The organism is Streptomyces sp. ALB3 (assembly GCF_044385685.1).
Taxonomy (GTDB): domain Bacteria; phylum Actinomycetota; class Actinomycetes; order Streptomycetales; family Streptomycetaceae; genus Streptomyces.
In genome coordinates this window covers 763,339-789,486 of record NZ_JBISCE010000003.1, presented here as the reverse complement: position 1 = coordinate 789,486, position 26,148 = coordinate 763,339, and the positions used below count along the sequence as shown (strand labels likewise).

The window sequence follows — 26,148 nt, the reverse complement described above, 5'->3', positions numbered from 1 at the left end:
AGGGACGGGCGTCGACGCGCCGTCACCAGCGGGGCTCGATCCGAGGTCGAGCGGGGGTTCCGAGACTTCGGGTACCGCCCATGGCAGCTACGAGGCGCAGGCGGTCCCACCGGCCCTGCCGCGCACAGGAGGACTCACTCGTGAAGGACACCCAATGAGCCGTCGTGTCGTCATCACCGGAATCGGCGTGGTCGCTCCGGGGGGCGTGGGCACCAAGGAGTTCTGGTCCCTGCTCACCTCGGGCAGGACCGCCACCCGGGCCATCAGTCTCTTCGACGCGTCCGCGTTCCGCTCCCGTATCGCCGCGGAGGCCGACTTCGACCCGCTGTCGCACGGCTTCACCGCCGAGGACGCCGAACGTCTGGACAGGGCCGCTCAGTTCGCCCTGGTCAGTGCCGACGAGGCGGTTCGCGACAGCGGCCTGGACACCCAGAACCTGGACCCCACCCGCACCGGTGTCACCCTGGGCAGCGCGGTCGGCTGCACGATGGGCCTGGACACCGAGTACAACGTGGTCAGCCGCGGCGGCAGCACCTGGGAGGTCGACCACGAGCTGGCCGTCCCCCATCTGTTCGACTACTTCGTCCCCAGCTCGATGGCGGCCGAGGTCGCCTGGCGTACCCACGCCCAGGGGCCGGTGGCGATGGTCTCCACCGGCTGTACCTCGGGCCTGGACTCCGTCGGGCACGCCGTCGAGCTGATCCGTGAGGGCAGCGCCGACGTGATGATCGCCGGTGCCACCGAAGCGCCCATATCTCCCATCACCGTCGCCTGCTTCGACGCCATCAAGGCCACCTCACCCCGCAACGACGATCCGGGGAGCGCGTCCCGGCCCTTCGACGCCTCCCGCAACGGCTTCGTACTCGGTGAGGGCTCGGCCGTGCTCGTACTGGAGGAACTGCAGAGTGCCCGTCGGCGCGGTGCCCATGTGTACGCCGAGATCGCCGGCTTCGCCAGCCGCTGCAACGCCTACCACATGACCGGCCTGCGCCCGGACGGCGCCGAGATGGCCGAGGCGATTCGCACGGCCCTCGACGAGGCCCGTCTGGACGGTACGGCCGTCGACTACATCAACGCGCACGGCTCCGGCACCAAGCAGAACGACCGGCACGAGACGGCCGCGTTCAAGCGCAGCCTGGGCGACCACGCCTACGACGTCCCCGTCAGCTCCATCAAGTCGATGATCGGGCATTCGCTGGGCGCGATCGGCTCCCTGGAGGTGGCCGCCAGCGCCCTGGCCATCGAGCACAACACGGTGCCGCCCACCGCGAACCTGCACACCCCCGACCCTTCCTGCGATCTGGACTACACCCCGCTGACCGCCCGCAGCCGGCGCACCGACACCGTCCTGAGTGTCGGCAGCGGCTTCGGAGGGTTCCAGAGCGCGATGATCCTGACCAGCCCGCGCCTGGGAGATGCCGCATGACCGCCCACGTCACCGAACCGGCCGCCCGTACCGGCGGCACCCCCTCGGCGTCCGCGGCGGCGCCCGTCGTCACCGGCATCGGGGTGACCGCTCCGAACGGACTGGGCACCGAGGTGTGGTGGGCGGCCGTACTGCGCGGCGAGAGCGGCATCGGCCCGGTCACCCGCTTCGACGCCGGCCGGTACCCGGCGAAGCTGGCGGGCGAGATCCGCGACTTCGCTCCCGAGCAGCACGTTCCGAGTCGCCTGCTCCCGCAGACCGATCACATGACCCGGCTGGCGCTGACCGCGGCCGACGAGGCGCTCGCCGACGCGGGCGTCGACCTCTCCGCGCTGCCCGACTACGCGGCGGGCGTGGTCACCGCCGGCTCGGCGGGCGGATTCGAGTTCGGTCAGCGTGAGCTGGAGGCGCTGTGGAGCAAGGGCGGGCAGTACGTCAGCGCCTACCAGTCCTTCGCCTGGTTCTACGCCGTCAACACCGGACAGATCTCCATCAAGAACGGGCTGCGCGGCCCCAGCGGAGTGCTGGTCACCGAGCAGGCGGGCGGTCTGGACGCTGTGGCGCAGGCCCGTCGCCAGATACGCAAGGGAGTGCGGCTGCTGGTCACCGGCGGCGTGGACTCGTCGCTGTGCCCGTGGGGCTGGGCGGCGCACCTGGCGGGCGGCGAGCTGACCGGGGCCACCGATCCGTCGCGGGCGTACCTGCCGTTCTCGGAGGCGGCGTCCGGTCACGTGGCGGGCGAGGGCGGTGCCCTCCTGGTGCTGGAGGACGCCGACGTCGCCGAGGCGCGCGGCGCCCGGACGTACGGCGCCGTCGCCGGTTACGCCGCCACCTTCGACCCGCCCCCGGGCCGGGGTGGGGCGCCGAGGCTGCGGGCGGCCGCCGAGCAGGCGCTGAGGGAGGCCGGTATGACCCCGGACGACGTGGACGTGGTCTTCGCCGACGCGGCGGGACGCAGGGACGCCGACCGGGTGGAGGCCGAGGCCGTCGCCGGGATCTTCGGGGAGCACGGGGTGCCGGTGACGGCGCCGAAGACCATGACGGGTCGGCTCGCGGCGGGCGGCGCCGCCCTGGATCTGGCCGCGGCCCTGCTGGCGCTGCGCGATCAGGTGATCCCGCCGACCGTGCACGTGGCCACTCCGGCCGGGGACTGCCCCGTCGACCTGGTCACCGGTGCCCGCCGGCCGGCCGGCGGGCTGCGTGCCGCCCTGGTCCTGGCCCGGGGCAGGGGCGGCTTCAACTCGGCCATGGTGGTGCGCGCCGCCGGCTGAGCTGTCCGGCTACCACCGCGCCGTCGCTCCGCCCTCCCGCCGGCCGTGTGCCGGCACCACGGCAGCCCACCGGCGCCCCGGCACACGGCCGGCCGGACCCGACTTCCAGAGCCAGGAGGACCGTTGCCCACCGTCGATCCCACGGACTTCGCCCGCACCATGGCCCATGTGCCCACTCCGGTCACCGTGGTGACCACGGTGGACCCGAGCGGCCGCCGCTGGGGCTTCACCGCCAGCTCGTTCAGTTCGCTCTCCCTCGACCCGGCGCTGGTGCTGGTCTGTCCGGCCAAGTCGGCGTCCTGCCACGACGCATTCGTCTCCGCCGATCAGTTTCTCGTGAACGTACTGGCCTCCGACCAGGCCGGCATCGCCGCGGTGTTCGCCCGGTCCGGGGCGGACAAGTTCGCGGACTCCCCCATGGAGCCCTGTGAGTCAGGGCTGCCGGGACTGCCGGACGCGACCGCGCGGTTGTCCTGCCGCCTGTACGAGGTCCTGGACGGCGGCGACCACAGCATTCTGATAGGCCGCGTGGAGACGGTCTCGGTGGGTGGCGCGGAGCCGCTCGTCTACTACAACCGCCTCTTCACCCGTCCCGGGGGAAGTCCCGCTCTGGCGTCCTCGGCATGACGACACCGACCAGGAGAAGCGCAGTGTCCCTTCGTTCCCCCGTCATGACCGAGCCGCACCTGTGCGAGGTCGCCGAGGACGTCTACGCCTACATCCAGCCGGACGGAGGCTGGTGCCTGAACAACGCGGGCCTGATCACCTCGGGCGGGCGGCCGGCACTGATCGACACCGCCGCCACCGAGGTGCGGAGCCGGGCCCTGCGGGAGGCCGTCTCGGTGGTCACCCCCCACGCACCACGGTTCGTGGTCAACACCCATCCGCACGGCGACCACACCTTCGGCAACCGGTTCTTCGCCGATGAGGCGGTGATCGTCTCGCACGAGTCCACCCGTGCCGAGATGGAGCTCGCGGGGCTGCATCTGACGGGTCTGTGGCCGGAGGTGTGCTGGGGTGACGTCAGCGTGGAGCTGCCGTCACTGACCTACCGGGGGGCGTTGACCCTCCACCTGGGCGACACTGAGGTCCAGTTGATGCACCTGGGCACCGCCCACACCCGCAACGACACGGTGGTGTGGCTGCCGGGGCGGCGGGTGCTGTTCACCGGGGACGTGGTCATGTCGGGTGCCACCCCGTTCTGCCTCACCGGATCGGTCTCCGGCTCACTCGAGGTGATCGAGCGGCTGCGGACCCTGGAGCCCGAAACCGTCGTGTCCGGCCACGGGCCGGTCGGCGGGCCCGAACTGCTGGACGAGACCGCCGGTTACCTGCGCCACGTCCAGCGCCTGGCGGCCGACGGCACCGCCGCCGGACTGACTCCGCTGGAAGTGGCTCGGGAGAGCGGACCGGGACCCTACGCCGGCCTGCTCGACAGCGAACGACTGGTGCCGAACCTGCACCGGGCGTACGCCGAGATCCGTGGCGCCGAACCCGGTCACTGGCTGGACATCGAGGAGCTGTTCTCCGAGATGGTGGCCTTCCACGGCCGGCTGCCGGCCTGCGCGGCGTGAGTTCTCCTCGTACGGACACCTACCAGGATGGGAAGACCGTGATACGACTCGATCCCGGGAACGGCTATGTCACCGCCGTCGACTGGCTGACGCTCGAGGAGCAGGACCGGGACGGCCAGCGCAAAGTGCTCGACCTCGTGCGCGTAGGTGTCGAGGAGGCCGCTGACCCGGGCTGGGTGTCCTCCTCACTGCACGCCGCGCACACCCGGGCCGGCGTCGCCACCTTCACGCAGTGGCGCACCGTCGCGGATCTGCGCACGCACTACGACGGCGCGGGCCACCAGAACGAGCTGTTCCGGCTGGGCGGCCTGACCACCGGCAACCGGCTGCTCGCCGCCGAGCTGGTGTCCGTGCAGAGCGCTCCGGCCGTCACCGGCGGGGTGGACGTCACACCCGCCCGCGAGGACTGGACGTCCGTCGCGGTCCAGTGGGTGGCGCCGGAGGAACAGGACGCTTTGGTCGCCGAGCTGACCCGGCCCCGGGAGGAATGGGTCCACCTGCTGCCCGGCTACCGGTCCCACAGTGTGCTGCGGGGCCTGGACGGCACCTTCGTGATCAACTACGCGCAGTGGGACAGCGAGGAGGCCTACTGGGCCTTCCACGACGTGCCCGAGCACATGTGGCCGCGGGACGTACGGGAGTCCCGCGACCGGGCCCGGAAACTGACCCGGACCTGGGAGTACAACACGTTCCAGGTCGTCCACGCACGCACCTCCACGTGAGGGCGTCAGCCGTGAGGCACCTGCCCGGCCCGGGCAGGGGAACCCGCGTCGAAGGGTCCGCCGGTCCTGTGTCCACGAGTGGGGGTCGAGTGATGAGTGCGAGGGGCTCGGAGGAAGGCGGCACAGCCGTCGCCGTCGAGGTCTGCGTGGGAGCGGACTGCGCCGTGCGAAGGACAGCCGGGCGCGCCGGGCGGCCCGCGGCTGCCGGCCACCGGTTGTGCGCGGTCTGCCTGGAACAGCTCTCCGTGGAGCTGCGCCGGCTGCCCGAGTTGTACGAGGCCTGTGGCCGGCGGCTCGACGGCGGCTCCCGGGACATGACCCGCCCCCGTACCTCCGGTGGCCCGCTTCGCGGCATGCCCTTCGACGCGCAGGCGGCCGAGGTGCGGTCCGAGATCCTGGGAGTGCTCGGCTCCTGGGCGGGCGCCGTCGTCGAGGAGCGTGGTGTGCCCGCGCCTCCCCGGGCGGCACTGCCGTTGCGCGTCTTCCTCTGCCGGCACCTCGGCTGGCTCGCCGCGCACGAGGCGGCGGGCGAGTTCGCCGGCGAGGTCTCCAGGCTGGTCCGCCGCGCACGGCGGGTGGTGGATCCGGAGGTCCGCCACCGGATGTCCGTCGGCGGGTGCGTGGAGCCGGGCTGCCCGGGAGCGCTGACCGCGGTCGTGCGAGCGGGGCGGCAGCGGCTCCCAGCAGTGATCCGCTGCGACCACGACCCGGCGCACAGCTGGCCGGGTCACGAGTGGCTCCAGCTCAGCCGCCGGCTCGCAGGCGCGGTCTCCACCGCCGCGACGGCCCCCCGGCAGGCCGCCGTCCCGGAGGCCGAGTCCGTGCGATGGGTGACCGCGGCCGACGTGGCGCGCCTGTGGGACATGCCGACGGGCAGCGTGTACCGCCACGCCAGCGAGGCCCGCTGGCGCCGGCGCAGCCTGCGGGGACACACGTACTACCACGGCGGGGACGTCGTGGAGACGCTCAGCCGGCGGCGTACACCCACGCCCGGTGCGTGAGGCTGCCGTCGGCCGGTGGCGGACCTGCCCGGCGCGGGTCCGGCCCCCGCGCCTTTGGGTCCGGCGGGCGCACCGCCGGAACCGGAGGGCGGGGACCTCCCGCGGGCCGGCCAGGTCAGGCGGCTCGCAGGGACTGCCGGTACCAGGGCGCGACCTGCCCGAAATCGAGGGCGAAACCCTCGCCGGGGTCACGTCCGAGGTCGGACCAGAGCGGACCGCTGTCGAAGAAGTGGTCCGTCGTCAGCAGGTCGAGCACGGCCGGCGACCGGCCCTTCCCTGCGAGGACCGCCCGGGCCTGTTCGACGGTGAGCTCCCTCTGCGGCCAGGGCGTCGCGGTGCATTCGGCCACGGCGCGCAGGACGGCGCCGGCCGTGACGGGTGTCGGGTGGGCGGCGTGGTAGACGGACGCGGTCAGGGCGTGGACGGGCGCGAGCGCGGTGGCCACCAGAAGTCCGGCCAGCTCCCGCACGGCGATCACCGACATGAGGGAGGGCCAGCCCGCCACCGTGCCGGGCAGGTCGCGCAGGATGCGGATCAGGCCCGGGCCCACCCAGGTGTCCCCCACCCCGTGGACGATGTGGGGCCGCAGCACGATCCCGCCCGCGGAGAGAACGGCGTCCTCCGCGACGGCCCGGGTGCGTGAGGTGGGCGATCCCGGCTCTCGGGTGAGCTCCTCGGGCCGGCTGCCCAGGTAGGTGCCGCGGCCGTAGACGGACGCGGTGCTGAGGTGGACGATGCGGGACACTCCCGCGCTGCGCGCTTCCTCGACGAGGGCGGCCGTGCCACGGGCGTTGACCGTCTCGTTGGCCTCGGCGGTCCCGCCGATCCGGGCGGCGCAGTGGATCAGTACGTCGACGCCGTCGCACACCCCGCGCAGGGTGGCGGGGTCGGCCAGATCGGCCCGGACGAGGCGGGAGCCGGAGTCCGGCACGGGGCTGCGGTGCGACATGAGCCGTAGGTCGGCCCCTCGCAGCTCCGCCTCGTGGGCGACGTGGCCTCCTACGAACCCGGAGGCACCGGTGATGAGGATGGTGGGCATGCGGCACTCTCCAGACGCGTCGGCTCAGCGGGTGCGGGGGCTGACCACGAGTTCGGCGGTGAACAACGCCTCCTCGCCCTGCGTGCCCTTCACCCGCACCAGTACGTCGCCCTCGGTGCCGTGGGGCTCCGGGTACGCCTCGATCCAGCACGGCGCGTCGAACTCGGCGTAGCGCGTGAACTCGCTCCGCAGACCGAGCACGAGGGCGTCGGGCATCCCGGTCGAGGCGTGAGCGGCCTGCCGGGCGGCCTCCAGGAGCACCATCCCGGGGACGTGGTCCACCGGGTGGTCGAAGTACGTCGGGTGAGCGGTGTCGACCCGCAGCTCCCAGCGGTTGAGCGCTCCGGGCACGAGCTCCGCCAGTACGACGTGCCGGGCGCTGTTGTGCCCCACGGCGGCCGGGTCGATCGCGAGGGGCGTGGTGCGGTCGGCGGCGGTGGGACGGTCGCCGCGCAGACGCCGGAACACGCTCGGGCTCATGCACCGGAACGCCGCCCCGGCGGTGGCCAGTGCCGCCCCGTCGCGCAGCACGGTGACGTCGTAGCGCATGGAGCTGAGCGCGTGGCCCCGGCGGACGATGTCACTGCAGACCGTGCGCAGCTCTATGTCGGTCGGGGCCATCCCCGCGACCAGTAGTTCGGGGGTGGCGTCGAAGGAGAACTCCCCCATCAGGAACTGGTGCCCGAAGGGGACGCCGAACTCGGCATGGGCGAGGAGCGAGCCGACCTGCCGGACGGACTCGATCAGGAGCATGGGGTCCTGGTAGACACCCTCCCGGGCGAACAGGGCGTGGCTGCGCGGCCATTGGGCTCTGATCGTGAACGCGTCCCGGTCGTCCGGGCCGACGGGTCCGGTGGGATCCCAGCCGGTCAGGAAGACCTCCGAGACGGCGGCGCGATGGACGTACTCGCGCGGAACGGTCGACGTCAGGTGTGTGTGCTGTGACGTGGCGGCGATCCGTGAGGTGGGAACGGCCCCCGCTGCGGCGTGGTCCTCGGTGATCTTCTGCATGAGGTACGACACGTGCTAACTCCTGTCAGTTGCGAGCAGGGGGAAGCGGGCCGGGCATCGGCGACCACCCCCCTGCGGCCGACGAGCTGATTCATAAGATACAGACAGGTCGGTTCGATTTATCAAGTAGAAGCTCGTTTTCTTTGAGAACGGACTTCCGGGACCTCGCCCCCCAGCACCCCGAAGCGGCGTTTTGCCCGGATTGACGCTCACTCTCCCCCAAAGCATGCAGCCTTGTCTGGGGAATGTGTCCCGGGAGCCCTCGCGCGCACGACGCGACCACTGGGTGCGGGCCGACAAGTAGCTCTGTTGTCGCGGTAGTTGCTGCTTGACGCGGAGCGGCGACTCAGAGCCCCGCAGCATGGCCGGATAGCGATTGGCGTTGACAATCAGACAAGTCTGTTTGGTATCTTGGCCGTCATGAGCGTTCAACAGTCCGTGATGGCGTGACTGTGTCTCAGGAGGAGCAGATGAATCAGGCCATGGATCTACTCGCACCCAGAGCGGAGCGCCACCAGCCGCACGTCCCGGCCGTCGCCCCGCGGGGCACCGGCCAGGAGGCGGCGCTGAGGGTCCTGGTGGTCGAGAACGACACCCGGTCCGCCGACGCGCTCATCAAGGGCCTGGTGAGACAGGGGTGCGTCACCCGGAGCGTGGCCACCGGGGCCCAGGCGCTCCGGGGGCACCACGACTCCGACCTAATTCTGCTCGACCTCGACCTGCCCGATCTGGACGGCCTGGAGGTGTGCCGGGGCATCCGCGCGGTCAGCGACATACCGATCATCGCCGTCACCGCCCGCGACTCCGAGCTCGACCGGGTGCTCGGCCTGCAGGCCGGCTCCGACGACTACCTGGTCAAACCGTACGGCTTCCGCGAACTGCTGGCCCGGATGGAGGCCGTGATGCGCCGGGTGCGCTCGCGGCCGGCCGTCGCCCGCGTCATCTCCCAGGGACCGCTGCGTATCGACGCGGACGCCCGGGTGGCGACGCTCGACGGGGTGCCGGTGGACCTGACCCGCAAGGAGTTCGACCTGTTGCACCTGCTGGCCTCGCAGCCCGGCACCGTCATCCCGCGGCGTCAGATCATGGCCCAGGTGTGGGGGGAGGCCTGGACCCGGCAGGGCCGGACCGTCGACACCCATGTCAGCACCCTGCGCGGCAAGCTCGGTTCGAGCAAGTGGATCACCACCGTCCGCGGAGTCGGCTTCCGCCTGGGGCATCCGTAGCCTGTCGGCGGGCCCGCCCGCGTACTCACCGGGAGTTGCCCGCCCCTCGTGGCTGCCGGGGCCGGCGAGAGCGATACTATACAGACAAGTCTGTTAATTCGCGGTGAGGATCTGGCATGGCGCAACAGGAACGCGGAAGGAGATCGCGACGCTCGATCTTGGAGGCCGCCGCGGCGGTTTTCGACGAGCGGGGCTACGACGCCGCGAGCACCAACGAGATCCTGGCCAGAACCGGCCTCACCCGCGGTTCGCTGTATCACCACTTCCCCTCCAAGGAAGCCCTCGCGCTGGCCTTGCTGGACGCGCACGGTGAGGCCCTGGAGGTGCCGGACCGGTCGGTGAAGCTCCAGGGAGCGATCGACCTCACTCTGGAGTTCGCCAGGCGGCTCCAACATGATCCGGTGCTGCGCGCCAGTGTGCGCCTGACGGTGGAGCAGACGTCCTTCAGTGCCAAGCGGGGCGCCTACGAGCAGTCGAGCAAGGCGCTGCTCGAGCTGCTCGAACAGGCCGAGGAGCGGGGCGAGATCCTGCCGGGCGTGGACGTGCGGGAGGCCGCCTCGACCATCGTCGGCGCCTTCACCGGCCTGCAGATCATCTCCCAGGTCTACAGCAACCGGGAGGACCTGATCGAGCGGACCGGCGTGTTCTGGCGCTTCATGCTGCCGGGGCTGGCCATTCCCGGCCTCATCGGGCGTCTGCGCATCACCTCGCCCCCCCTCGACGCCAAGAGCTGAGGGCCGGCCCGCGGGGGCCGGGCCGCACTCAGTTCCGCTCCGGCCCGTCCTGCTGGTACAGCGGGCGCAGCAGCCCCCAGAGGCGGTGCGCGGTCCCGCTCCCCCACCACTCGGTGCCGGTGCGGCCCAGCGACTCGAGCCCCGCGGCCACCACCACGGCCAGATCGGCCAGATCCTGGGCCGGGGGCACGATCTCCTGGCACGCGTCCGACACCCGCTGGTGGACCATCGTCAGCAGGTCGTGGCGCAGTTGGGGCGGCCCGGCCGATCCGTCCACGGCCAGCCGCATACCCGCGCGAACGATCTCCTCCGTGCGGAGGGCCTCACCCAGAGTGACGAGGAAGCGCTCCAGAGCGTCCGCCGACGACCCCTCGAACGCATCGTCGGTCAGCGTGACGACACGATCATGCGCCTGTTCGTACACGGCGGCCGCCAGGGACGCGGTGGAGGGGAAGTGATGGTAGAGGGCCCCGCGGCTCACCCCTGCCGCACGGCAGATGTTGACCAGTCCGGCATCGGAGAGCTGACCGTCCGCGATCAGCTCGGCCGTGGCGCGGATGAGGGCCTGCCGGGTCTGCTCGGACCGTTTCTGCATCTGGCGGCCCCTCCTTACCTTCTCGAAGCATGAGCGGTACATGGACGAACGAGGGCGATCGGGTTCGCCGCAGACCTCGGTCGCGACGACCGGAGCACCGGCGTCCCACAAATCATACAACCGTGCCTGTTTCCCGTAACACCCCTGTGCGAAATCGCCGCTTCCGATCTTTACGACTTCTCCAAAAGCGTCGCTGTACAGCCACTTCTCGACGACGTTCCGCTCCACCTTTCCTTCGCGACGGCTGAACGTGCAAAATCAATCCAACAGGTCTGTTTGGTACCCGCGCTGATCGCCTGTCGTCGTAGCGACGCGCACCGTGCCTGCACCCGGTTCACGTCCGCCCGCTCCGGCGCCCACGAACGAGGGCGGGCGGGTGGGGGACGGCGGCGAGGAACGCGCGTACGGCATGACGGTGGGCCAGGCGCCGCACACACGCCTGGCCCACCTCCGGTGCCGCCGGGTCAGCGCAGGAGCACCCCGCCGCCGTCACCGGTGGACGCGTTCGGCACCGCTACCAGGCCGAGCTCCGCGCCCGAGGCGAGGAGCGGGTGCGAGGGCAGGACGCGGACGGTGTAGCCGTAGGGTCCCGTACGGTCGAGAGCGAGCGGGCCCTCGTACAGCCAGCGGCCCTCCAGGTCGTGCCCGCCGGCCGGCTTCAGCGGATACGTCTGGGCCTCGGCGATCGCGTCCCCGGAGTCGACCCGCCCGGCCACCACCTGCACCTCCACGTCCTCCGGGTCGAGGCCTCCCAGGGTGATGCGGACCCGGAGCGCCAGGGTGGACCCCAGCTCGGCGGAACCGCCGACCACCGTGTCGGCGGAGGCCTCGACATGGTCGACCGCCACCTGTGGCCACGCCGCGCGGATCCTGGTCTTCCAGGAGGCGAGCTCGCGGGCGGTCGCGGGCTCCAGTGCCCTGCGGGAGAGCGCCGCGGGGGCGTAGAGCCTCTCGACGTACTCGCGCACCATGCGGCCCGCGAGGACCTTGGGCCCGAGGGTGACCAGGGTGCGGCGGACCATCTCGATCCACCGCTCGGGCAGGTCCTCGGCGTTGCGGTCGTAGAAGCGGGGCGCGACCCGGTCCTCGATCAGCGCGTAGAGGGCGTTGGCCTCAAGTTCGTCGCGCCGCTCCTCGTCCGTGGCGGAGCCGTCGGCGGTGGGGATCGCCCAGCCGAAGTCGGACTCGAACCACTCGTCCCACCAGCCGTCGCGCACGGAGAGGTTGAGGCAGCCGTTGAGCGCCGCCTTCATCCCACTGGTGCCGCAGGCCTCCAGCGGACGCAGCGGGTTGTTGAGCCAGACGTCGCAGCCCGGGTAGAGCTTCCGGGCCATCCCCATGCCGTAGTCCGGCAGGAAGACGATGCGGTGGCGCACCCGTGGGTCGTCCGAGAACCGCACCAGCTCCTGGACCAGCCGTTTGCCGCCGTCGTCGGCGGGGTGTGCCTTTCCGGCGACGACGATCTGGATGGGGTGCGTCGGGTGGAGCAGCAGCTCACGCAGCCGCTCGCGGTCGTGCAGCATGAGCGTCAGGCGCTTGTAGGAGGGCACCCGGCGTGCGAAGCCGATGGTCAGGACGTCGGGGTCGAGCACCCCGTCGATCCAGCCCAGTTCGGCGGTGCCGGCCCCGCGCCTGCGCCAGGAGGCGTAGAGCCGCTTGCGCACCTCGGTGACGAGCTGTTCGCGCAGGCCCCGGCGCAGCTCCCAGATCTCCCGGTCGGGGACGTCGGTCACCGCGTCCCAGCGCCGTGGGGTGCCCGCCGTCCCGTCGTCGGTACCGGTCTCCCGGCCCACCTCGGCTCCGGCCAGGGCGTTCCCGGCGCGCTCCGAGCCGAAGGCGCGGGCGCCGAGCCGGAGCACCTCGGGAGCGACCCAGGTCGGGGCGTGCACCCCGTTGGTCACCGAGGTGATCGGCACCTCGGAGGGATCGAACCCGGGCCACAGCCCGGAGAACATCTCCCGGCTGACGGCTCCGTGCAGCGTGGAGACCCCGTTGGCCCGCTGGGCGAGCCGCAGCCCCATCACCGCCATGTTGAAGAGGTCGGGCTCGCCTCCGGGGTAGGTCTCCATGCCGAGGCGCAGGATCCGGTCCACCGCGACCCCGGGCAGCTCGCCGTCGTCGCCGAAGTGGCGCGCCACGAGCTGGCGTTCGAACCGGTCTATCCCGGCGGGTACCGGGGTGTGCGTGGTGAAGACGGTGCCGGCCCGGACGACCTCGAGGGCGGTGTCGAAGTCCAGGCCCTTCTCGGCGAGCTCCCGGATGCGTTCCAGGCCGAGGAAGCCGGCGTGTCCCTCGTTCGTGTGGAACACCTCGGGGGCCGCGTGTCCGGTCAGCCGGCAGTAGGTGCGCACGGCGCGCACACCGCCGATGCCGAGCAGCATCTCCTGGAGCAGCCGGTGGTCGCTGCCGCCACCGTAGAGCCGGTCGGTGACGTCGCGCTCCCCCGGCGCGTTCTCCTCGACGTCGGAGTCGAGGAGCAGCAGGGGGACGCGCCCGACCTGAGCCTGCCAGACGCAGGCGTACAGCGAGCGACCGCCGGGCAGGGCGAGCACGACCCTGCTGGGGGTGCCGTCGGGCTCCCGCAGGAGGGTGAGCGGCAGTTCGTTGGGGTCCAGGACGGGGTAGTGCTCCTGCTGCCAGCCGTCCCTGGACAGGCTCTGGCGGAAGTAGCCGTGCCGGTAGAGCAGGCCGACACCGATGAGCGGCACGCCCAGATCGCTGGCGGCCTTGAGGTGGTCACCGGCCAGGATGCCCAGCCCGCCCGAGTACTGGGGCAGGGCGGCGGTGACCCCGAATTCCGGTGAGAAGTAGGCGATGGACGCGGGGAGCTCCACGCCCTGCGCGAGCTGGTCCTGATACCACCTCGGGCCGCCGAGGTACTCCCGGAGGTCCTCGGACGCCTCGGTGAGCCGGCGCAGGAAGTGCTGGTCCCCGGCCAGCTCGGCCAGGCGTGTCGCGGAGACGGTCCCGAGCAGGCGCACGGGGTCGGCGTCGGCGGGCCGCCAGCCCTCCGGGTCGGCCGCCTGGAAGAGCTGTCGGGTCTCGGTGTGCCAGGACCAGCGCAGATTGCGGGCGAGGTCGCTGAGCGGTCGAAGGGGTTCGGGGAGGACGGGACGCACGGTGAATCGACGAATGGCCTTCACGTATCCCACCTTTACAGGGGACGTACCGATCCGAGGGGACGCACGACGGTGGGCGCCCTCTCCGTCACCCTCGACGGTAGTGGGGTGCCGCCGTACGCGACCACGGCGCGCGACCGGCTCAGTGGGTCGGCGCGGCGCGGCCCGGCCCGCCCCCGGTTCCGGTACCGCGCCCTGCACGCCTCCCCCCGCCGGCTCCTGGGACTCCCCCGTCCACCACGCCCCGCCCGTACCACCGGCCCCTGCCGCCCCTTAGGCCAGATGCGCCAGTTACGTACCCCTCTGTCACGGGCGATATGGCTGATTTCCCCTCTCACGCGGACTTGTGGCACCCCGCACCACAGGGAAGGCTGCGGAGGTGCCCGCGTGACGGCCGGGGGACCGGCGCGCGGCCCACAGCGCGTGCACCGGTTGCACCCAGGAGTTAACACGCCGTCGGGTTGGCCGCCCGAAAGCGGTGGGAAGGCTTCCCCGGTAACACCCCGCGCTGCACACCCCAGGTGCCCCCGGTCCGAGCACGAACCGCCCGCGCACCTGCCATTCGAGTGCCATTCGAGTGAATGCGGACAGGAGCGGCCATGCCCACAGCCCGCCAGCGGACGACCGAGCAGCTACAAAGGACGCAACCCCACCATCGCGGCGCGCGCGGTCAGCCCTTCACGCCCACGTCGCACGCCGTGCATGCCGAGCTCCGACCCCCAGGTGATTTCATGATCGGTCGCATTCCCGTCCTGGACGTCCGTCCGCTCGTCGACTGCGGCCGACGGCCCGCCAAAGCCGTCGCGGGCGAGACCTTCGAGGTCAGCGCCACCGTGTTCCGCGAGGGCCACGACGCCGTGGCCGCGAACGTCGTCCTGTGCGACCCCAGCGGACGGCCCGGCCCCTGGACGCCGATGCGCGAGCTCGCGCCGGGCACCGACCGGTGGGGCGCCGACGTCACCCCGGAGTCCGAGGGGAACTGGACCTACACCGTCGAGGCGTGGAGTGATCCGGTCACCACCTGGCGCGCGCACGCCCGCATCAAGATCCCGGCGGGCATCGACACCGAACTGGTCTTCGAGGAGGGCGCCGAGCTGTACGCCCGCGCCGCCGAGGGCGTCCCCAAGAAGGACGGGCGGGAGGCGGTCCTCGCCGCGGTGGACGCGCTGCGCGACACGAACCGCCCGCCGGCCTCCCGGCTCTCGGCGGCGCTGACCGCCGAGGTCGACGAGGCTCTCGGCCGCCACCCCCTGCGCGAGCTGGTCACCGCCTCCCGGCCGCTGCCGCTGACCGTCGAACGCCGGCGCGCCCTGTACGGCTCCTGGTACGAGCTGTTCCCGCGCTCGGAGGGCGCCCGGCCGGAGCCGGCGCAGCCACCGAAGCCGGCCAGGAAGCGGCGCGCGACCAAGACCGCCGCAACGGCGGCGGCCACGCGGAGGAAGGCCCCGGCGGTCACCGCGGAGCTGCCCGTGCCGGCGTCCGGTCCCAGGATGATCAGCGGGACCTTCCGGACCGCCGCCGAGCGGCTTCCCGCCGTCGCCGCCATGGGGTTCGACGTCGTCTATCTCCCACCGATCCACCCCATCGGCACCACCCACCGCAAGGGCCCCAACAACAGTCTCTCCCCCGGCGCCGACGACCCCGGCGTGCCCTGGGCGATCGGTTCGGCCGAGGGCGGCCACGACGCCGTCCACCCCGACCTCGGCACCATCGAGGACTTCGACCACTTCGTCACGACGGCCCGCACCCTGCGGATGGAGATCGCGCTGGACTTCGCCCTCCAGTGCTCCCCGGACCACCCGTGGGTGACGGAGCACCCGGAGTGGTTCCGCCACCGCCCGGACGGGACCATCGCCTACGCCGAGAACCCGCCCAAGAAGTACCAGGACATCTACCCGATCGCCTTCGACGAGGACCTGTCCGGGATCGTCACGGAGACCGTGCGCGTCCTGCGGTTCTGGATGGAGCACGGCGTACGGATCTTCCGCGTCGACAATCCGCACACCAAGCCGGTGGTCTTCTGGGAGAAGGTGATCGCCGACATCAACCGCACGGACCCCGACGTGATCTTCCTGGCGGAGGCCTTCACCCGCCCCGCGATGATGCGGACGCTGGCCCAGGTCGGCTTCCAGCAGTCGTACACGTACTTCACCTGGCGTAACACGAAGCAGGAACTCACCGAGTACGTCACCGAGCTCTCGGGCGAGAGTTCCTGGTACATGCGGCCCAACTTCTTCGTGAACACGCCCGACATTCTTCCCGGTTACCTCCAGGAGGGCGGCCGTCCCGCCTTCGGGACCCGGGCCGTGCTGGCCGCGACGCTGTCCCCCTCCTGGGGCGTGTACGCGGGCTTCGAGCTGTACGAGAACACCCCGGTGCGTCCCGGGAGCGAGGAGTACCAGGACTCCGAGAAATACCAACTCAGGCCCAGGGACTGGGAATCGGCGGAACGTGAGGGCCGCTCGCTCGCCCCCCTGATCACCTCCCTCAACCGGATCCGACGTCGCCATCCGGCGCTCCAGCAACTGCGCGACGTCCACTTCCACTCGGTCGACAACGAGGCGCTGATCGCATACAGCAAGCGCTCCGGTTCGGACATCGTTCTGGTGGTCGTCAACCTCGACCCTCACCACACCCAGGAGGCCACGGTCTCGTTGGACATGCCGCGTCTCGGCCTCGACTGGCACGAGAGCGTGCCGGTGCGCGACGAGCTCACCGGCGACACCTATCACTGGGGCAGGTCCTTCTATGTGCGTCTGGAGCCGGGCGTGACACCCGCGCACATCGCGGTCCTGCGACCGTCCCCGCCGACCGGAGGGTCACCCACACCATGATCGTCAATGAGCCTGTCCACGACCTGTTCGAGGACACTCCCGCCAAGGACCGCGATCCCGACTGGTTCAAGCGCGCCGTCTTCTACGAGGTACTCGTCCGGTCCTTCCAGGACTCGAACGGGGACGGCGTCGGTGACCTCAAAGGCCTCACCGCCAAGCTGGACTACCTGCAGTGGCTGGGCGTCGACTGCCTGTGGCTTCCGCCGTTCTTCAAGTCGCCTCTGCGCGACGGTGGTTACGACGTCTCCGACTACACCGCCGTGCTCCCGGAGTTCGGCGATCTCGCCGACTTCGTGGAGTTCGTCGACGCCGCGCACCAGCGCGGCATGCGCGTGATCATCGACTTCGTCATGAACCACACCAGCGATCAGCACGACTGGTTCCAGCAGTCCCGGACGGACCCGGACGGTCCGTACGGCGACTACTACGTCTGGGCAGACGACGACAAGCAGTTCCCGGACGCGCGCATCATCTTCGTCGACACGGAGACGTCCAACTGGACCTTCGACCCGGTGCGCAAGCAGTACTACTGGCACCGGTTCTTCTCGCACCAGCCCGATCTCAACTACGAGAACCCGGCGGTGCAGGAGGAGATCATCTCGGCCCTGCGCTTCTGGCTCGACCTCGGCATCGACGGCTTCCGGGTCGACGCCGTGCCCTACCTCTACCAGCGCGAGGGGACCAACTGCGAGAACCTCCCCGAGACCCACGGCTTCCTCAAGCGGGTCCGCAAGGAGATCGACGCCAACTACCCGGACACCGTGCTCCTGGCGGAGGCCAACCAGTGGCCCGAGGACGTCGTCGACTACTTCGGCGACTTCACGGCCGGCGGCGACGAGTGCCACATGGCGTTCCACTTCCCGGTCATGCCCCGCATCTTCATGGCCGTACGCCGCGAGAGCCGCTACCCGGTCTCGGAGATCCTGGCGAAGACCCCGGCGATCCCCTCGGGCTGCCAGTGGGGCATCTTCTTGCGCAACCACGACGAGCTCACGCTCGAGATGGTCACGGACGAGGAACGCGACTACATGTACGCGGAGTACGCCAAGGATCCGCGGATGCGCGCCAACATCGGCATCCGCCGGCGTCTGGCACCGCTCCTGGACAACGACCGCAACCAGATCGAGCTGTTCACGGCCCTCCTGCTGTCCCTGCCCGGCTCGCCGATCCTCTACTACGGGGACGAGATCGGGATGGGCGACAACATCTGGCTGGGTGACCGCGACGCCGTGCGCACCCCCATGCAGTGGACGCCCGACCGCAACGCCGGTTTCTCGTCCAGCGATCCGGGGCGGCTCTACCTCCCCACGATCATGGACCCGGTCTACGGCTACCAGGTCACCAACGTCGAGGCGTCGATGGCCTCGCCGTCGTCACTGCTGCACTGGACGCGGCGGATGATCGAGATCCGTAAGCAGAATCCGGCGTTCGGCCTCGGCTCGTACAGCGAACTGCCGTCGTCGAACCCCGCGGTGATCGCGTTCACCCGTGAGTACAAGGACGATCTCGTCATGTGCGTCCACAACTTCTCGCGGTTCGCACAGCCCACGGAGCTCGATCTGCGCGCGTTCGACGGGCGGCATCCGGTGGAGCTGATCGGCGGGGTGCGCTTCCCCGCCGTCGGTCAGTGGCCCTATCTGTTGACACTCGCGGGCCACGGTTTCTACTGGTTCCGGATGCGGAAGGACGCGCCGGTCGGTCTGCCGCCGGTGACGGCCGGCTGACGGGGGCTCACCTTCCGACGCCACGCGCGGGGCGGTTTCCGCCGTCCCGCACGGGGCACTCTCCCCCGTATCGAGCTTTTCGGGCTCCTTCGGGCTCTTCGTGGCCCATTGATCGAGTCCGTACGGACTTTCCTCACCCGACACGTCCCGCACAGCCGGACAGCCATTGCCGCAATCCGGGACACTCTTCGCATCCTGTGGTGTGCCCGGGGAAAGGACGCGATGCCATGTCGGAGGCTGCATCCACTCGAGTCGCCCTGGCGAAGAGCACAACATCGAGAAAGACGAACAGAAGACATACGACGAGCACCACGGGCACCACGGCCCTGCTGCCGTCGCTCGTCCCACTGCTCCACGAGTGGGTGCCCCGACAGCGGTGGTTCGCGGGCAAGGGGCAGCCCGTCACCGGCTTCTCGCTCGTGGCCGCCACCGAGATACTGCCTCTGGACGCCGCGGGCACGGGCCCCGGGCTGCTGCATCTGCTGGTGCGTGTCCACCAGCCGGGCAGCCGCCCCGCGGACTCCCTGGGGGACTGCTACCAGCTCCTGCTCGGCGTCCGTACCACGCTGCCCCCGCTCCTGGCCGACGCTCGCATCGGCCAGGTCACGGAGGGCCCGCTGGCCGGCCGCACCCTGTACGAGGGACTGCACGACCCGCGCGTCGCCGACCTCCTGCTGGAACGATTCCGTAACCCCGGGTCCCTCGGCCCCCTCCGGTTCGACCGGGCGGAGCCCATCCCGCCGGACCTCACCCCGCGCTTCCTGGACACCGAGCAGTCCAACTCCTCGCTCGTCTACGGGGACGCCCTCATCCTGAAGATCTTCCGCCGCGTCTTCCCGGGGACCAACCCGGACCTCGAACTGCCACTCGCGCTCGGCCGCGAGGGCTGTGGCCGGGTGCCCGCACCGGTGGCCTGGTTCGAGGCGACGACGAGCCCGGAGCCGCTCACGCTCGGCGTGCTGCAGCCCTTCCTGCGCGGTGCGCAGGACGGCTGGCAGCTCGCGCTGGCCGCGCTGGCCGCCGGGCGGGACTTCGTGCCCGAGGCCCACGCCCTGGGCCGGGCCACCGCCGAGGTGCACACGGCACTCGCCGCGGCACTTCCGACGCCTCCCCTGGCCCACGACCGGGCCAGGCACGTGGTGGCCGGGATGGTGGAGCGACTCGAGGCCGCCGCCCGGGCCGTCCCGGCACTCGTCCCGTACGTGCCGGGGCTGCGCACCGCCTTCGACGCCGTCGCGGAGCTCGGGGGGCCGGGGCACGGCTGGGCGGCACAGCGGGTCCACGGGGACCTGCACCTCGGCCAGACCCTGCGGGGGGCCGACGGCTTCTGGTCGCTGATCGACTTCGAGGGCGAGCCGGCCAGACCGCTGCCGGAACGGCGCAGTCCGCAGCCGACCGTGCGCGACGTCGCGGGGATGCTCCGCTCCTTCGACTACGCGGCCAGGTCGCACCACCCGTGGAACCCCGAATGGGCGGCCCGCTGCCGCGCCGCGTACTGCGAGGGCTACGCCCGCGCGGCGGGCTCCGACCCACGCGCCGAGCCGGAACTGCTGCGCGCCCACGAGACCGACAAGGCGGTGTACGAGGTGCTGTACGAGGCCCGGCACCGTCCCGACTGGCTGCCGGTACCGATGGCCGCCATCCAGCGCCTGGCCGCACCGGCCTGACTCCCGCTCACCACCCCACCCTTCGAGTCTTCCGAGGAGGCAGTCTCTGTGACCGCCCGCAAGCCGTCCCGAAAGTCACCCGACCCCATCGAGGTCCCGCCCACGGCCAAGCCGGTGACCACCGAGGTCACGGCCGCGCCGGCCGAGCCCTCCGCCGCCCCGGCGGCGGAGCCGTCCGCCCCGCCCCCCGTCAAGCGCGCCCGTGCCAGGCGGACCGCCGCGGCCACCGGGACACCGCCTCGCCCACGGCGCGGCGGGGGCAGCAAGAACGTGCTGCCGGCCGCCGCCCTGGACGACGCGGACCGTGGCCGGCTGCTGGCCGGCGACCACCACGCCCCGCACGACGTCCTCGGCGCCCACCCGGCGCCGGGCGGAGTGCTCTTCCGTGTGCTGCGCCCCTTCGCGCGCTCGGTGACCGTGATGGCCGGGGGCAAGCCGGCCGGACTGCAGAGCGACGGCGACGGCTTCTTCTCGGGCGTCCTGCCGTTGCCCGGCGTCCCTGACGACTACCGCCTCCGGATCGCCTACGACGACAACACGATCGAGGTGGAGGACCCGTACCGTTTCCTTCCGGCCATCGGCGAGCTGGACCTGCACCTGATCGGCGAGGGCCGGCACGAGGAGCTCTGGAAGGCGCTCGGGGCGCAGCCGATGGAGCACCAGGGCGTGGCCGGCACCCGTTTCACGGTCTGGGCGCCGAACGCGCGCGGAGTCCGCGTCACGGGTGACTTCAACTACTGGGACGGCACCGCCTTCCCCATGCGTTCGCTGGGATCGACCGGCGTCTGGGAGCTGTTCCTCCCCGGCGTCGGCGAGGGAGCCGTCTACAAGTACGACATCTGCCGGCCCGACGGCTCGCACACCCAGCGCGCCGATCCGATGGCCCGGCACACCGAGGTGCCTCCCGCCACCGCGTCGGTGGTCACGGCCTCCCACCACGCATGGCAGGACGCGGACTGGATGGCGCACCGGGGCGACCGCCCGGTCCACGAATCCCCGTTCTCCGTCTACGAGATCCACCTCCCCTCCTGGCGCCCGGGGCTCACCTATCGCCAGCTGGCGTCACAACTCCCGTCCTACGTGCGGGAGCTCGGCTTCACGCACGTGGAGCTGATGCCGGTCTCGGAGCACCCGTTCGGTGGTTCGTGGGGTTACCAGGTCACCGGTTTCTTCGCACCGACGTCCCGCATGGGCACTCCCGACGACTTCCGCTTCCTGGTCGACTCGCTGCACGCGGCGGGGATCGGGGTCCTCATGGACTGGGTGCCGGCGCACTTCCCCCGCGACGACTGGGCGCTCGCGGAGTTCGACGGCCGCCCGCTGTACGAGCACTCGGACCCGAACCGGGCGGCGCACCCGGACTGGGGCACCCTCGAGTTCGACTACGGCCGCAAGGAGGTCCGTAACTTCCTCGTCTCCAACGCGACTTACTGGTGCGAGGAGTTCCACATCGACGGGCTCCGGGTCGACGCGGTGGCCTCCATGCTCTACCTCGACTACTCCCGCGAGGACGGCCAGTGGTCGCCGAACGAGTTCGGGGGCCGGGAGAACCTGGACGCGGTCGCCTTCCTCCAGGAGATGAACGCCACGGTCTACCGGCGCAACCCCGGGGTCGTCACCATGGCGGAGGAGTCCACCGCCTGGGACGGCGTCACCCGCGCCACGGACCACGGCGGCCTGGGCTTCGGCCTGAAGTGGAACATGGGCTGGATGCACGACTCCCTGGTCTACATGTCCAAGGAGCCCGTCCACCGCAAGTACCACCACAACGAGATGACGTTCTCGATGGTGTACGCGTACAGCGAGAACTACGTGCTGCCGATCTCGCACGACGAGGTGGTGCACGGCAAGCAGGCACTGGTCACCAAGATGCCCGGCGACTGGTGGCAGCGACGGGCCAACCACCGCGCCTACCTCGGTTACATGTGGGCCCACCCGGGCAAGCAACTCCTCTTCATGGGGCAGGAGTTCGCGCAAGGAGCCGAGTGGTCCGAGGGCCACGGCCCGGACTGGTGGCTGCTGGACGAGACGTACGAGGCGTCCGGCGACCACCGGGGTGTGCGCAGCCTGGTCACCGACCTCAACGCGGTGTACAACGCGCTGCCCGCGCTCTGGCAGCGTGACACCTCACCGGAGGGCTTCAGCTGGATCGACGGCGGCGCCGCCGAGGACAACGCGTTCGCGTTCGTGCGGTACGACGCGGACGGATCCCCGCTGATCGCCGTCTCCCACTTCTCCCCCGTGGTGCGGCAGGACTACCGCATCGGAGTTCCGGACGGGCCGGAGGCCTGGGTGGAGGTCATCAACACGGACGCCGCCCGCTACGGCGGCAGCGACGTGCGCAACGAGGAACCGCTGAAGCCGGAGGCCGTACCGGCGCACGGCAGGGACACCAGCATCACGCTGACGCTCCCGCCGCTGGCGACGGTCTGGCTGCGGCCGGCCTGACGCGGGCACCATCCGGCCACGGGGCCCGCGCCGCGAGCACGCGGCGCGGGCCGTCCCCGGAAGCGTCCGGGCCGCACGACCCGCCCCGCACGCCTGCTGCCTCAGACGGCCGCCGGAAGCACGTCCTCCAGCTCCTGGAGCAGCCGGCGCTTCGGGCGGGCGCCCACCATCGACTTCACCGGTTCGCCGTCCTTGAAGACCATCAGGGTCGGCATCGACAGGACGGCGTAGCGGCTCGCGACACCGGGGTTCCGGTCCACGTCGATCTGGACCACCTCGACGCGGCCCGCCTGTTCCCTGGCGACGGCGGCGAGCACGGGGGCGAGCTGACGGCAGGGGCCGCACCAGTCCGCGGTGAATTCGACCAGGACCGGCAGGCCGGCTCCCAGTACTTCGGCGTCGAACGTCGTGTCGGTGACCTCTGCGACACCTTCTGCGTGGATCATCCGCCGTCCTTCCGGTCGAGTTCGCATCGTGGTTCGGGGCCGCCCGGCAGCTCGGCGGACGCCTCCAGTTCGGCGCGGGCCAGCTGGGCACCCACCTCCGTACGGACCGACTGCAGCTGGCCGATGAGCGCGTCCAGCTCGCCGAGCTTGCGCCGGTAGACGGCAAGCGAGGCCGGGCAGGCGTCACCCGCCGGGTGGCCGGCGCGCAGGCAGTCGACGAAGGGGCGCGTCTCCTCCAGGTCGAACCCGAAGTCCTGAAGGGTCCGGATCTGCTCGACCAGCCGCAGGTCGCTCTCCTCGTACGTGCGGTAGCCGTTCTCCGCGCGGCCCGCGTGCAGCAGGCCCCGTGACTCGTAGTACCGCAGCGTCCGTGTCGTCGTGCCGGCGCGTTCGGCCAGTTCCCCGATTCGCATACCGCGACCGTAATCCTTGACGCCCGCGTCAAGGCAAGGAAGTCAAGGCGTCAGGGTGTCCGGAGGTAGCAGGTGTAGTCGCCCGTCACCGTGGTCTCCGAGACACCTTCGCTGGTACTGAGTTCCAGGCTGGAGGCTCCGACGAGGGCGGGATCCCGTGCGTACCGGCTGTCGCGCCGCCAGTCCTCCGGTGCGGCGGCCGACGCCTGCTCGCACTGCTTCCTGCCGTACACCTCGGCGCTTGCGTCCTCCCGCTTACCCGGGAAGGTCCGCTCGACCTCGACCTGGGCCAGCACCCGGAGGTCGTGCCGGTCCGCACAGTCGACGGGCCGGACGACCATGGTGGTGCCGAGCCCGGTACCACGGGTGGTGGCGCACCGGCCCTTCCCGAGCGTGGCCAGGGGGGCCAGTGTCGTGCGGGCGTCCACGACGGGCTCGCCGCTGCTGTCCGGGCCCTCGCCCTTGACCGGCTCGCCGAAGTCGCTGAGCTCGTACGCCGCGCGCAGCCGCTTCACGTCGACGAGTGCGTCCCGCTCGTGCAGACGGGCCAGGACGGGCCCGAGGTCGGCGGCGGCCGAGGCCAGCCGGCCCCCGGCGTCCAGGCGCACCGTCAGCCGGACCGGGTCCGTACCCCAGTCGCCCTGCAGGCTCTGGAGGTCACGGGGGAGTACCTCCGCCGCGACCTCGGGAAGCACACTCACCCGGTAGACCCGGCTGCCGTCCGCCCGGCGCTCGGGCTTCACCCGGGGGATCACCCGCGGCACGATGTCCGCGAGCGTCCCGCTGTAGGGCGCCACGTCCCCGGCGGCGTGCGCCGCGATCACACCGGTGGCCTCGCCGAGTTCGTTGACGGCCTCGGGGGTGTACTTGAGCCAGGCCGAGTCGCCGTGCCGGACGTAGACGTCGTCCCCCGCGGTGGCCACGGCCTGCTCGCCGTCCGTAGCCGGTCCTCCCAGGAGCTCGAGGGTCTTCTCCGGGAAGTGAGGCTGGGCCCTGAGGCCGAGCTTCGCCAGGGACGTCCCCTTCCCGTAGTCCTGGCTCCCCTCGGCCCGGTGCACGGCGTCCCCGCCCGCCGCCCCGTAGGTCAGCGTCGACAGGAAGCCGGCGGTGCCGGCGGCGCGGGTGGCGTCCGTCGCCGCCTGGAACTGCTCCGCGAGCGGCCGGCCGTAGACCGCCTCCCCCGCGTCGGGCCGGTCCCCGGCGGCGCATCCGGCGGTACCGATGAGAGCGGGCAGCAGCAGTACGACTGCGGCTCCCCGGTGTCGTGCGGTCTTCAGTGTCCCCACCCCTTGTACCTGGTCAGGATGCCTGTTGCGCCTGATCAGGACAGTGATACTGCTCGGGCGGGCCGCACAGCGCCAGCACGGGATGATCACGCTGTCCGCGCCTGCCGGACGGGGCACGATGATGCGGCCGGTACGGGATCCCCGTACCGGCCGCATCCGTCACCGCCCGTGCGTCAGGCCTTGACCAGCGAGGGCTGCTCCTCGTCGCCCTCCCGGGCGTCCGGGACGTGCGGCTCCGTGGGGCCCTCGTCCGTCATCGTCTTCTCGTCGAACGGCAGCGCCCCGGAGAGGACCCGGTCGACCCGCTCCCGGTCGATCTCCTTGGTCCAGGTGCCGACCAGCACCGTGGCGACCGCGTTGCCCGCGAAGTTCGTCAGGGCGCGTGCCTCGCTCATGAAGCGGTCGATGCCGACGATCAGCCCGACGCCGTCGACCAGTTCGGGGCGGTGGGACTGGAGGCCGCCCGCGAGGGTGGCCAGGCCGGCGCCGGTGACGCCTGCCGCGCCCTTCGAGGCGATCACCATGAAGACCAGCAGCGAGATCTGCTCCCCGACGGTCAGCGGGTCGCCCGTCGCGTTGGCGATGAAGAGCGAGGCCATCGTCAGGTAGATCGCGGTGCCGTCGAGGTTGAAGGAGTAGCCGGTCGGCACGGTGATGCCGACGACGGGCTTGCTGACGCCCATGTGCTCCATCTTCGCGATCAGCCGCGGCAGGGCCGACTCGGACGAGGAGGTGGAGAGGATCAGCAGGAACTCGCGGCCCAGGTACTTCAGCAGCGTGAAGATGTTCACCCCGGCCACCAGGCGCAGGATCGCGCCCAGGATCAGGAACACGAAGAGCGCGCAGGTGACGTAGAAGCCGATCATGATGATCGCGAGGGACTTCAGCGCGTCCACACCGGTCTCGCCGACCACTGCCGCCATCGCGCCGAACGCGCCGACCGGAGCCGCCCACATGATCATGGCGAGGATGCGGAAGACGAGACGCTGGATGTGTCCGATGCCGCGCAGGACGGGCTCGCCGGCCGAGCCCATGGCCTGGAGCGCGAAGCCGGCGAGCAGGGCGATGAGCAGGGTCTGCAGGACCTCGCCCTCGGTGAAGGCCGACACCATCGTGGTGGGGATGATTCCGATCAGGAAGTCCACGGTGGACTCACTGGCCCCCGAGGCCTGCTTCTCGCCGGCGGCGCGTGCCGCCTCGGTGAGGTGGAGGCTGGAGCCGGGCTCCAGGAGGTTGCCGACGACCAGGCCGATGGCGAGGGCGACGGTCGACATGACCAGGAAGTATCCGAGGGCCAGACCGCCGACGGCGCCGACCTTGGCGGCCTTCCGTACGGAACCGACCCCCAGCACGATGGTGCAGAAGATGATCGGGGAGATCATCATCTTGATGAGGTTGACGAAGCCTGTGCCGATCGGCTTGAGCTCCACGGCGAAGTCCGGAGCCACCAGGCCCACCGTGATGCCCAGCACCACGGCGGCGATCACGGCGATGTAGAGATAGTGGGTGCGGTCCCGTCGTGCGGCTTTCTCTGCCACGGGGGTCTCCTCGGGTATGCGTCGGCTCCCCGTCCCTGGGGGCCCCGGTGACTATTCACTTCCCTGTGACGGCC

General features: G+C 71.2%; 20 protein-coding genes. 12 read left to right on the top strand and 8 right to left on the bottom strand.

The window, feature by feature from the left end; all coding sequences use genetic code 11:
- Positions 1–154 precede the first annotated feature (154 nt).
- From ACHFIV_RS05450 to ACHFIV_RS05425, 6 genes are all read left to right on the top strand, one after another.
- Positions 155–1,426: a beta-ketoacyl-[acyl-carrier-protein] synthase family protein gene (locus tag ACHFIV_RS05450; RefSeq protein WP_398964163.1), complete on the top strand. Its 1,272-nt coding sequence runs from the start codon at positions 155–157 to the stop codon at positions 1,424–1,426.
- Positions 1,423–2,697, top strand: coding sequence for a ketosynthase chain-length factor (locus ACHFIV_RS05445; protein WP_398964160.1), 1,275 nt, complete (start codon positions 1,423–1,425; stop codon positions 2,695–2,697). The genes ACHFIV_RS05450 and ACHFIV_RS05445 overlap by 4 nt, the downstream gene beginning before the upstream one ends.
- A gap of 123 nt (positions 2,698–2,820) precedes the next feature.
- A complete protein-coding gene (locus ACHFIV_RS05440; protein ID WP_398964157.1) occupies positions 2,821–3,324 on the top strand; it encodes a flavin reductase family protein in 504 nt (167 codons plus the stop codon).
- Positions 3,325–3,347: 23 nt separating this feature from the next.
- The gene (locus tag ACHFIV_RS05435) at positions 3,348–4,271 is read left to right on the top strand and encodes an MBL fold metallo-hydrolase (RefSeq protein WP_398964155.1); all 924 of its coding nucleotides are present in this window, start codon (positions 3,348–3,350) and stop codon (positions 4,269–4,271) included.
- Between the two features lie 38 nt (positions 4,272–4,309).
- On the top strand, positions 4,310–4,993 hold the full coding sequence (locus ACHFIV_RS05430; protein ID WP_398964152.1) for an antibiotic biosynthesis monooxygenase family protein: 684 nt from the start codon (positions 4,310–4,312) through the stop codon (positions 4,991–4,993).
- A gap of 92 nt (positions 4,994–5,085) precedes the next feature.
- The gene (locus ACHFIV_RS05425; RefSeq protein WP_398964150.1) at positions 5,086–5,994 is read left to right on the top strand and encodes a hypothetical protein; all 909 of its coding nucleotides are present in this window, start codon (positions 5,086–5,088) and stop codon (positions 5,992–5,994) included.
- A gap of 115 nt (positions 5,995–6,109) precedes the next feature.
- On the opposite strand, the gene ACHFIV_RS05420 is transcribed toward ACHFIV_RS05425, so the two are convergent.
- A complete protein-coding gene (locus ACHFIV_RS05420) occupies positions 6,110–7,033 on the bottom strand; it encodes an NAD-dependent epimerase/dehydratase family protein (protein WP_398964147.1) in 924 nt (307 codons plus the stop codon).
- Positions 7,034–7,057: 24 nt separating this feature from the next.
- On the bottom strand, positions 7,058–8,056 hold the full coding sequence (locus ACHFIV_RS05415; protein WP_398964144.1) for a ScbA/BarX family gamma-butyrolactone biosynthesis protein: 999 nt from the start codon (positions 8,054–8,056) through the stop codon (positions 7,058–7,060).
- Positions 8,057–8,514: 458 nt separating this feature from the next.
- Here ACHFIV_RS05415 and ACHFIV_RS05410 point away from each other — a divergent pair, with 458 nt between their 5' ends.
- A complete protein-coding gene (locus ACHFIV_RS05410) occupies positions 8,515–9,270 on the top strand; it encodes a response regulator transcription factor (RefSeq protein WP_398964142.1) in 756 nt (251 codons plus the stop codon).
- A gap of 116 nt (positions 9,271–9,386) precedes the next feature.
- On the top strand, positions 9,387–10,004 hold the full coding sequence (locus ACHFIV_RS05405) for a ScbR family autoregulator-binding transcription factor (protein WP_398964139.1): 618 nt from the start codon (positions 9,387–9,389) through the stop codon (positions 10,002–10,004).
- Between the two features lie 28 nt (positions 10,005–10,032).
- Here ACHFIV_RS05405 and ACHFIV_RS05400 read toward each other — a convergent pair whose 3' ends face one another.
- Both ACHFIV_RS05400 and glgP read right to left on the bottom strand, forming a co-directional pair.
- Positions 10,033–10,599: a TetR family transcriptional regulator gene (locus ACHFIV_RS05400; RefSeq protein WP_398964136.1), complete on the bottom strand. Its 567-nt coding sequence runs from the start codon at positions 10,597–10,599 to the stop codon at positions 10,033–10,035.
- Between the two features lie 464 nt (positions 10,600–11,063).
- Positions 11,064–13,742 carry an alpha-glucan family phosphorylase gene (gene glgP, locus ACHFIV_RS05395; RefSeq protein ID WP_398964133.1) on the bottom strand — a complete coding sequence of 893 codons (2,679 nt, stop codon included), beginning with the start codon at positions 13,740–13,742 and terminating at the stop codon, positions 11,064–11,066.
- Positions 13,743–14,449: 707 nt separating this feature from the next.
- Between glgP and ACHFIV_RS05390 the strand changes: the two genes are divergently transcribed.
- The 4 genes from ACHFIV_RS05390 (at position 14,450) to glgB (ending at position 22,391) form a co-directional block, all read left to right on the top strand.
- Positions 14,450–16,552, top strand: coding sequence for an alpha-1,4-glucan--maltose-1-phosphate maltosyltransferase (locus ACHFIV_RS05390; RefSeq protein WP_398964131.1), 2,103 nt, complete (start codon positions 14,450–14,452; stop codon positions 16,550–16,552).
- Positions 16,549–18,276 (top strand): maltose alpha-D-glucosyltransferase, encoded by a 1,728-nt coding sequence (gene treS, locus ACHFIV_RS05385; RefSeq protein ID WP_398964129.1) that lies wholly within the window; start codon positions 16,549–16,551, stop codon positions 18,274–18,276. Before ACHFIV_RS05390 ends, treS begins: the two co-directional genes overlap by 4 nt.
- 227 nt (positions 18,277–18,503) lie before the next feature.
- Entirely contained in the window at positions 18,504–19,943 is a 1,440-nt protein-coding gene (locus tag ACHFIV_RS05380; protein WP_398964126.1) for a maltokinase N-terminal cap-like domain-containing protein, read from the top strand.
- A gap of 48 nt (positions 19,944–19,991) precedes the next feature.
- On the top strand, positions 19,992–22,391 hold the full coding sequence (gene glgB / locus ACHFIV_RS05375) for a 1,4-alpha-glucan branching enzyme (RefSeq protein WP_398964123.1): 2,400 nt from the start codon (positions 19,992–19,994) through the stop codon (positions 22,389–22,391).
- A 101-nt stretch (positions 22,392–22,492) separates the two neighbouring features.
- Here the strand turns inward: glgB and trxA are convergent, their stop codons facing one another.
- The 4 genes from trxA to ACHFIV_RS05355 all read right to left on the bottom strand — a co-directional run bounded on the left by trxA (position 22,493) and on the right by ACHFIV_RS05355 (position 26,074).
- Positions 22,493–22,837 (bottom strand): thioredoxin, encoded by a 345-nt coding sequence (gene trxA, locus ACHFIV_RS05370; protein WP_398964121.1) that lies wholly within the window; start codon positions 22,835–22,837, stop codon positions 22,493–22,495.
- Positions 22,834–23,250, bottom strand: coding sequence for a MerR family transcriptional regulator (locus ACHFIV_RS05365; RefSeq protein ID WP_398964118.1), 417 nt, complete (start codon positions 23,248–23,250; stop codon positions 22,834–22,836). The genes trxA and ACHFIV_RS05365 overlap by 4 nt, the downstream gene beginning before the upstream one ends.
- Before the next feature lie 50 nt (positions 23,251–23,300).
- The gene (locus tag ACHFIV_RS05360; RefSeq protein ID WP_398964116.1) at positions 23,301–24,536 is read right to left on the bottom strand and encodes a hypothetical protein; all 1,236 of its coding nucleotides are present in this window, start codon (positions 24,534–24,536) and stop codon (positions 23,301–23,303) included.
- Positions 24,537–24,709: 173 nt separating this feature from the next.
- Positions 24,710–26,074 carry a cation:dicarboxylate symporter family transporter gene (locus tag ACHFIV_RS05355; RefSeq protein WP_398964114.1) on the bottom strand — a complete coding sequence of 455 codons (1,365 nt, stop codon included), beginning with the start codon at positions 26,072–26,074 and terminating at the stop codon, positions 24,710–24,712.
- Positions 26,075–26,148 lie beyond the last annotated feature (74 nt).

Coding starts and splice junctions, on each gene's coding strand:
- ACHFIV_RS05450 (WP_398964163.1), top strand. CDS start 155: ATGAGCCGTCGTGTCGTCATCACCGGAATCGGCGTGGTCGCTCCGGGG.
- ACHFIV_RS05445 (WP_398964160.1), top strand. CDS start 1,423: ATGACCGCCCACGTCACCGAACCGGCCGCCCGTACCGGCGGCACCCCC.
- ACHFIV_RS05425 (WP_398964150.1), top strand. CDS start 5,086: ATGAGTGCGAGGGGCTCGGAGGAAGGCGGCACAGCCGTCGCCGTCGAG.
- ACHFIV_RS05420 (WP_398964147.1), bottom strand. CDS start 7,033: ATGCCCACCATCCTCATCACCGGTGCCTCCGGGTTCGTAGGAGGCCAC.
- ACHFIV_RS05410 (WP_398964142.1), top strand. CDS start 8,515: ATGAATCAGGCCATGGATCTACTCGCACCCAGAGCGGAGCGCCACCAG.
- ACHFIV_RS05405 (WP_398964139.1), top strand. CDS start 9,387: ATGGCGCAACAGGAACGCGGAAGGAGATCGCGACGCTCGATCTTGGAG.
- ACHFIV_RS05400 (WP_398964136.1), bottom strand. CDS start 10,599: ATGCAGAAACGGTCCGAGCAGACCCGGCAGGCCCTCATCCGCGCCACG.
- ACHFIV_RS05390 (WP_398964131.1), top strand. CDS start 14,450: ATGATCGGTCGCATTCCCGTCCTGGACGTCCGTCCGCTCGTCGACTGC.
- treS (WP_398964129.1), top strand. CDS start 16,549: ATGATCGTCAATGAGCCTGTCCACGACCTGTTCGAGGACACTCCCGCC.
- ACHFIV_RS05380 (WP_398964126.1), top strand. CDS start 18,504: ATGTCGGAGGCTGCATCCACTCGAGTCGCCCTGGCGAAGAGCACAACA.
- trxA (WP_398964121.1), bottom strand. CDS start 22,837: ATGATCCACGCAGAAGGTGTCGCAGAGGTCACCGACACGACGTTCGAC.
- ACHFIV_RS05365 (WP_398964118.1), bottom strand. CDS start 23,250: ATGCGAATCGGGGAACTGGCCGAACGCGCCGGCACGACGACACGGACG.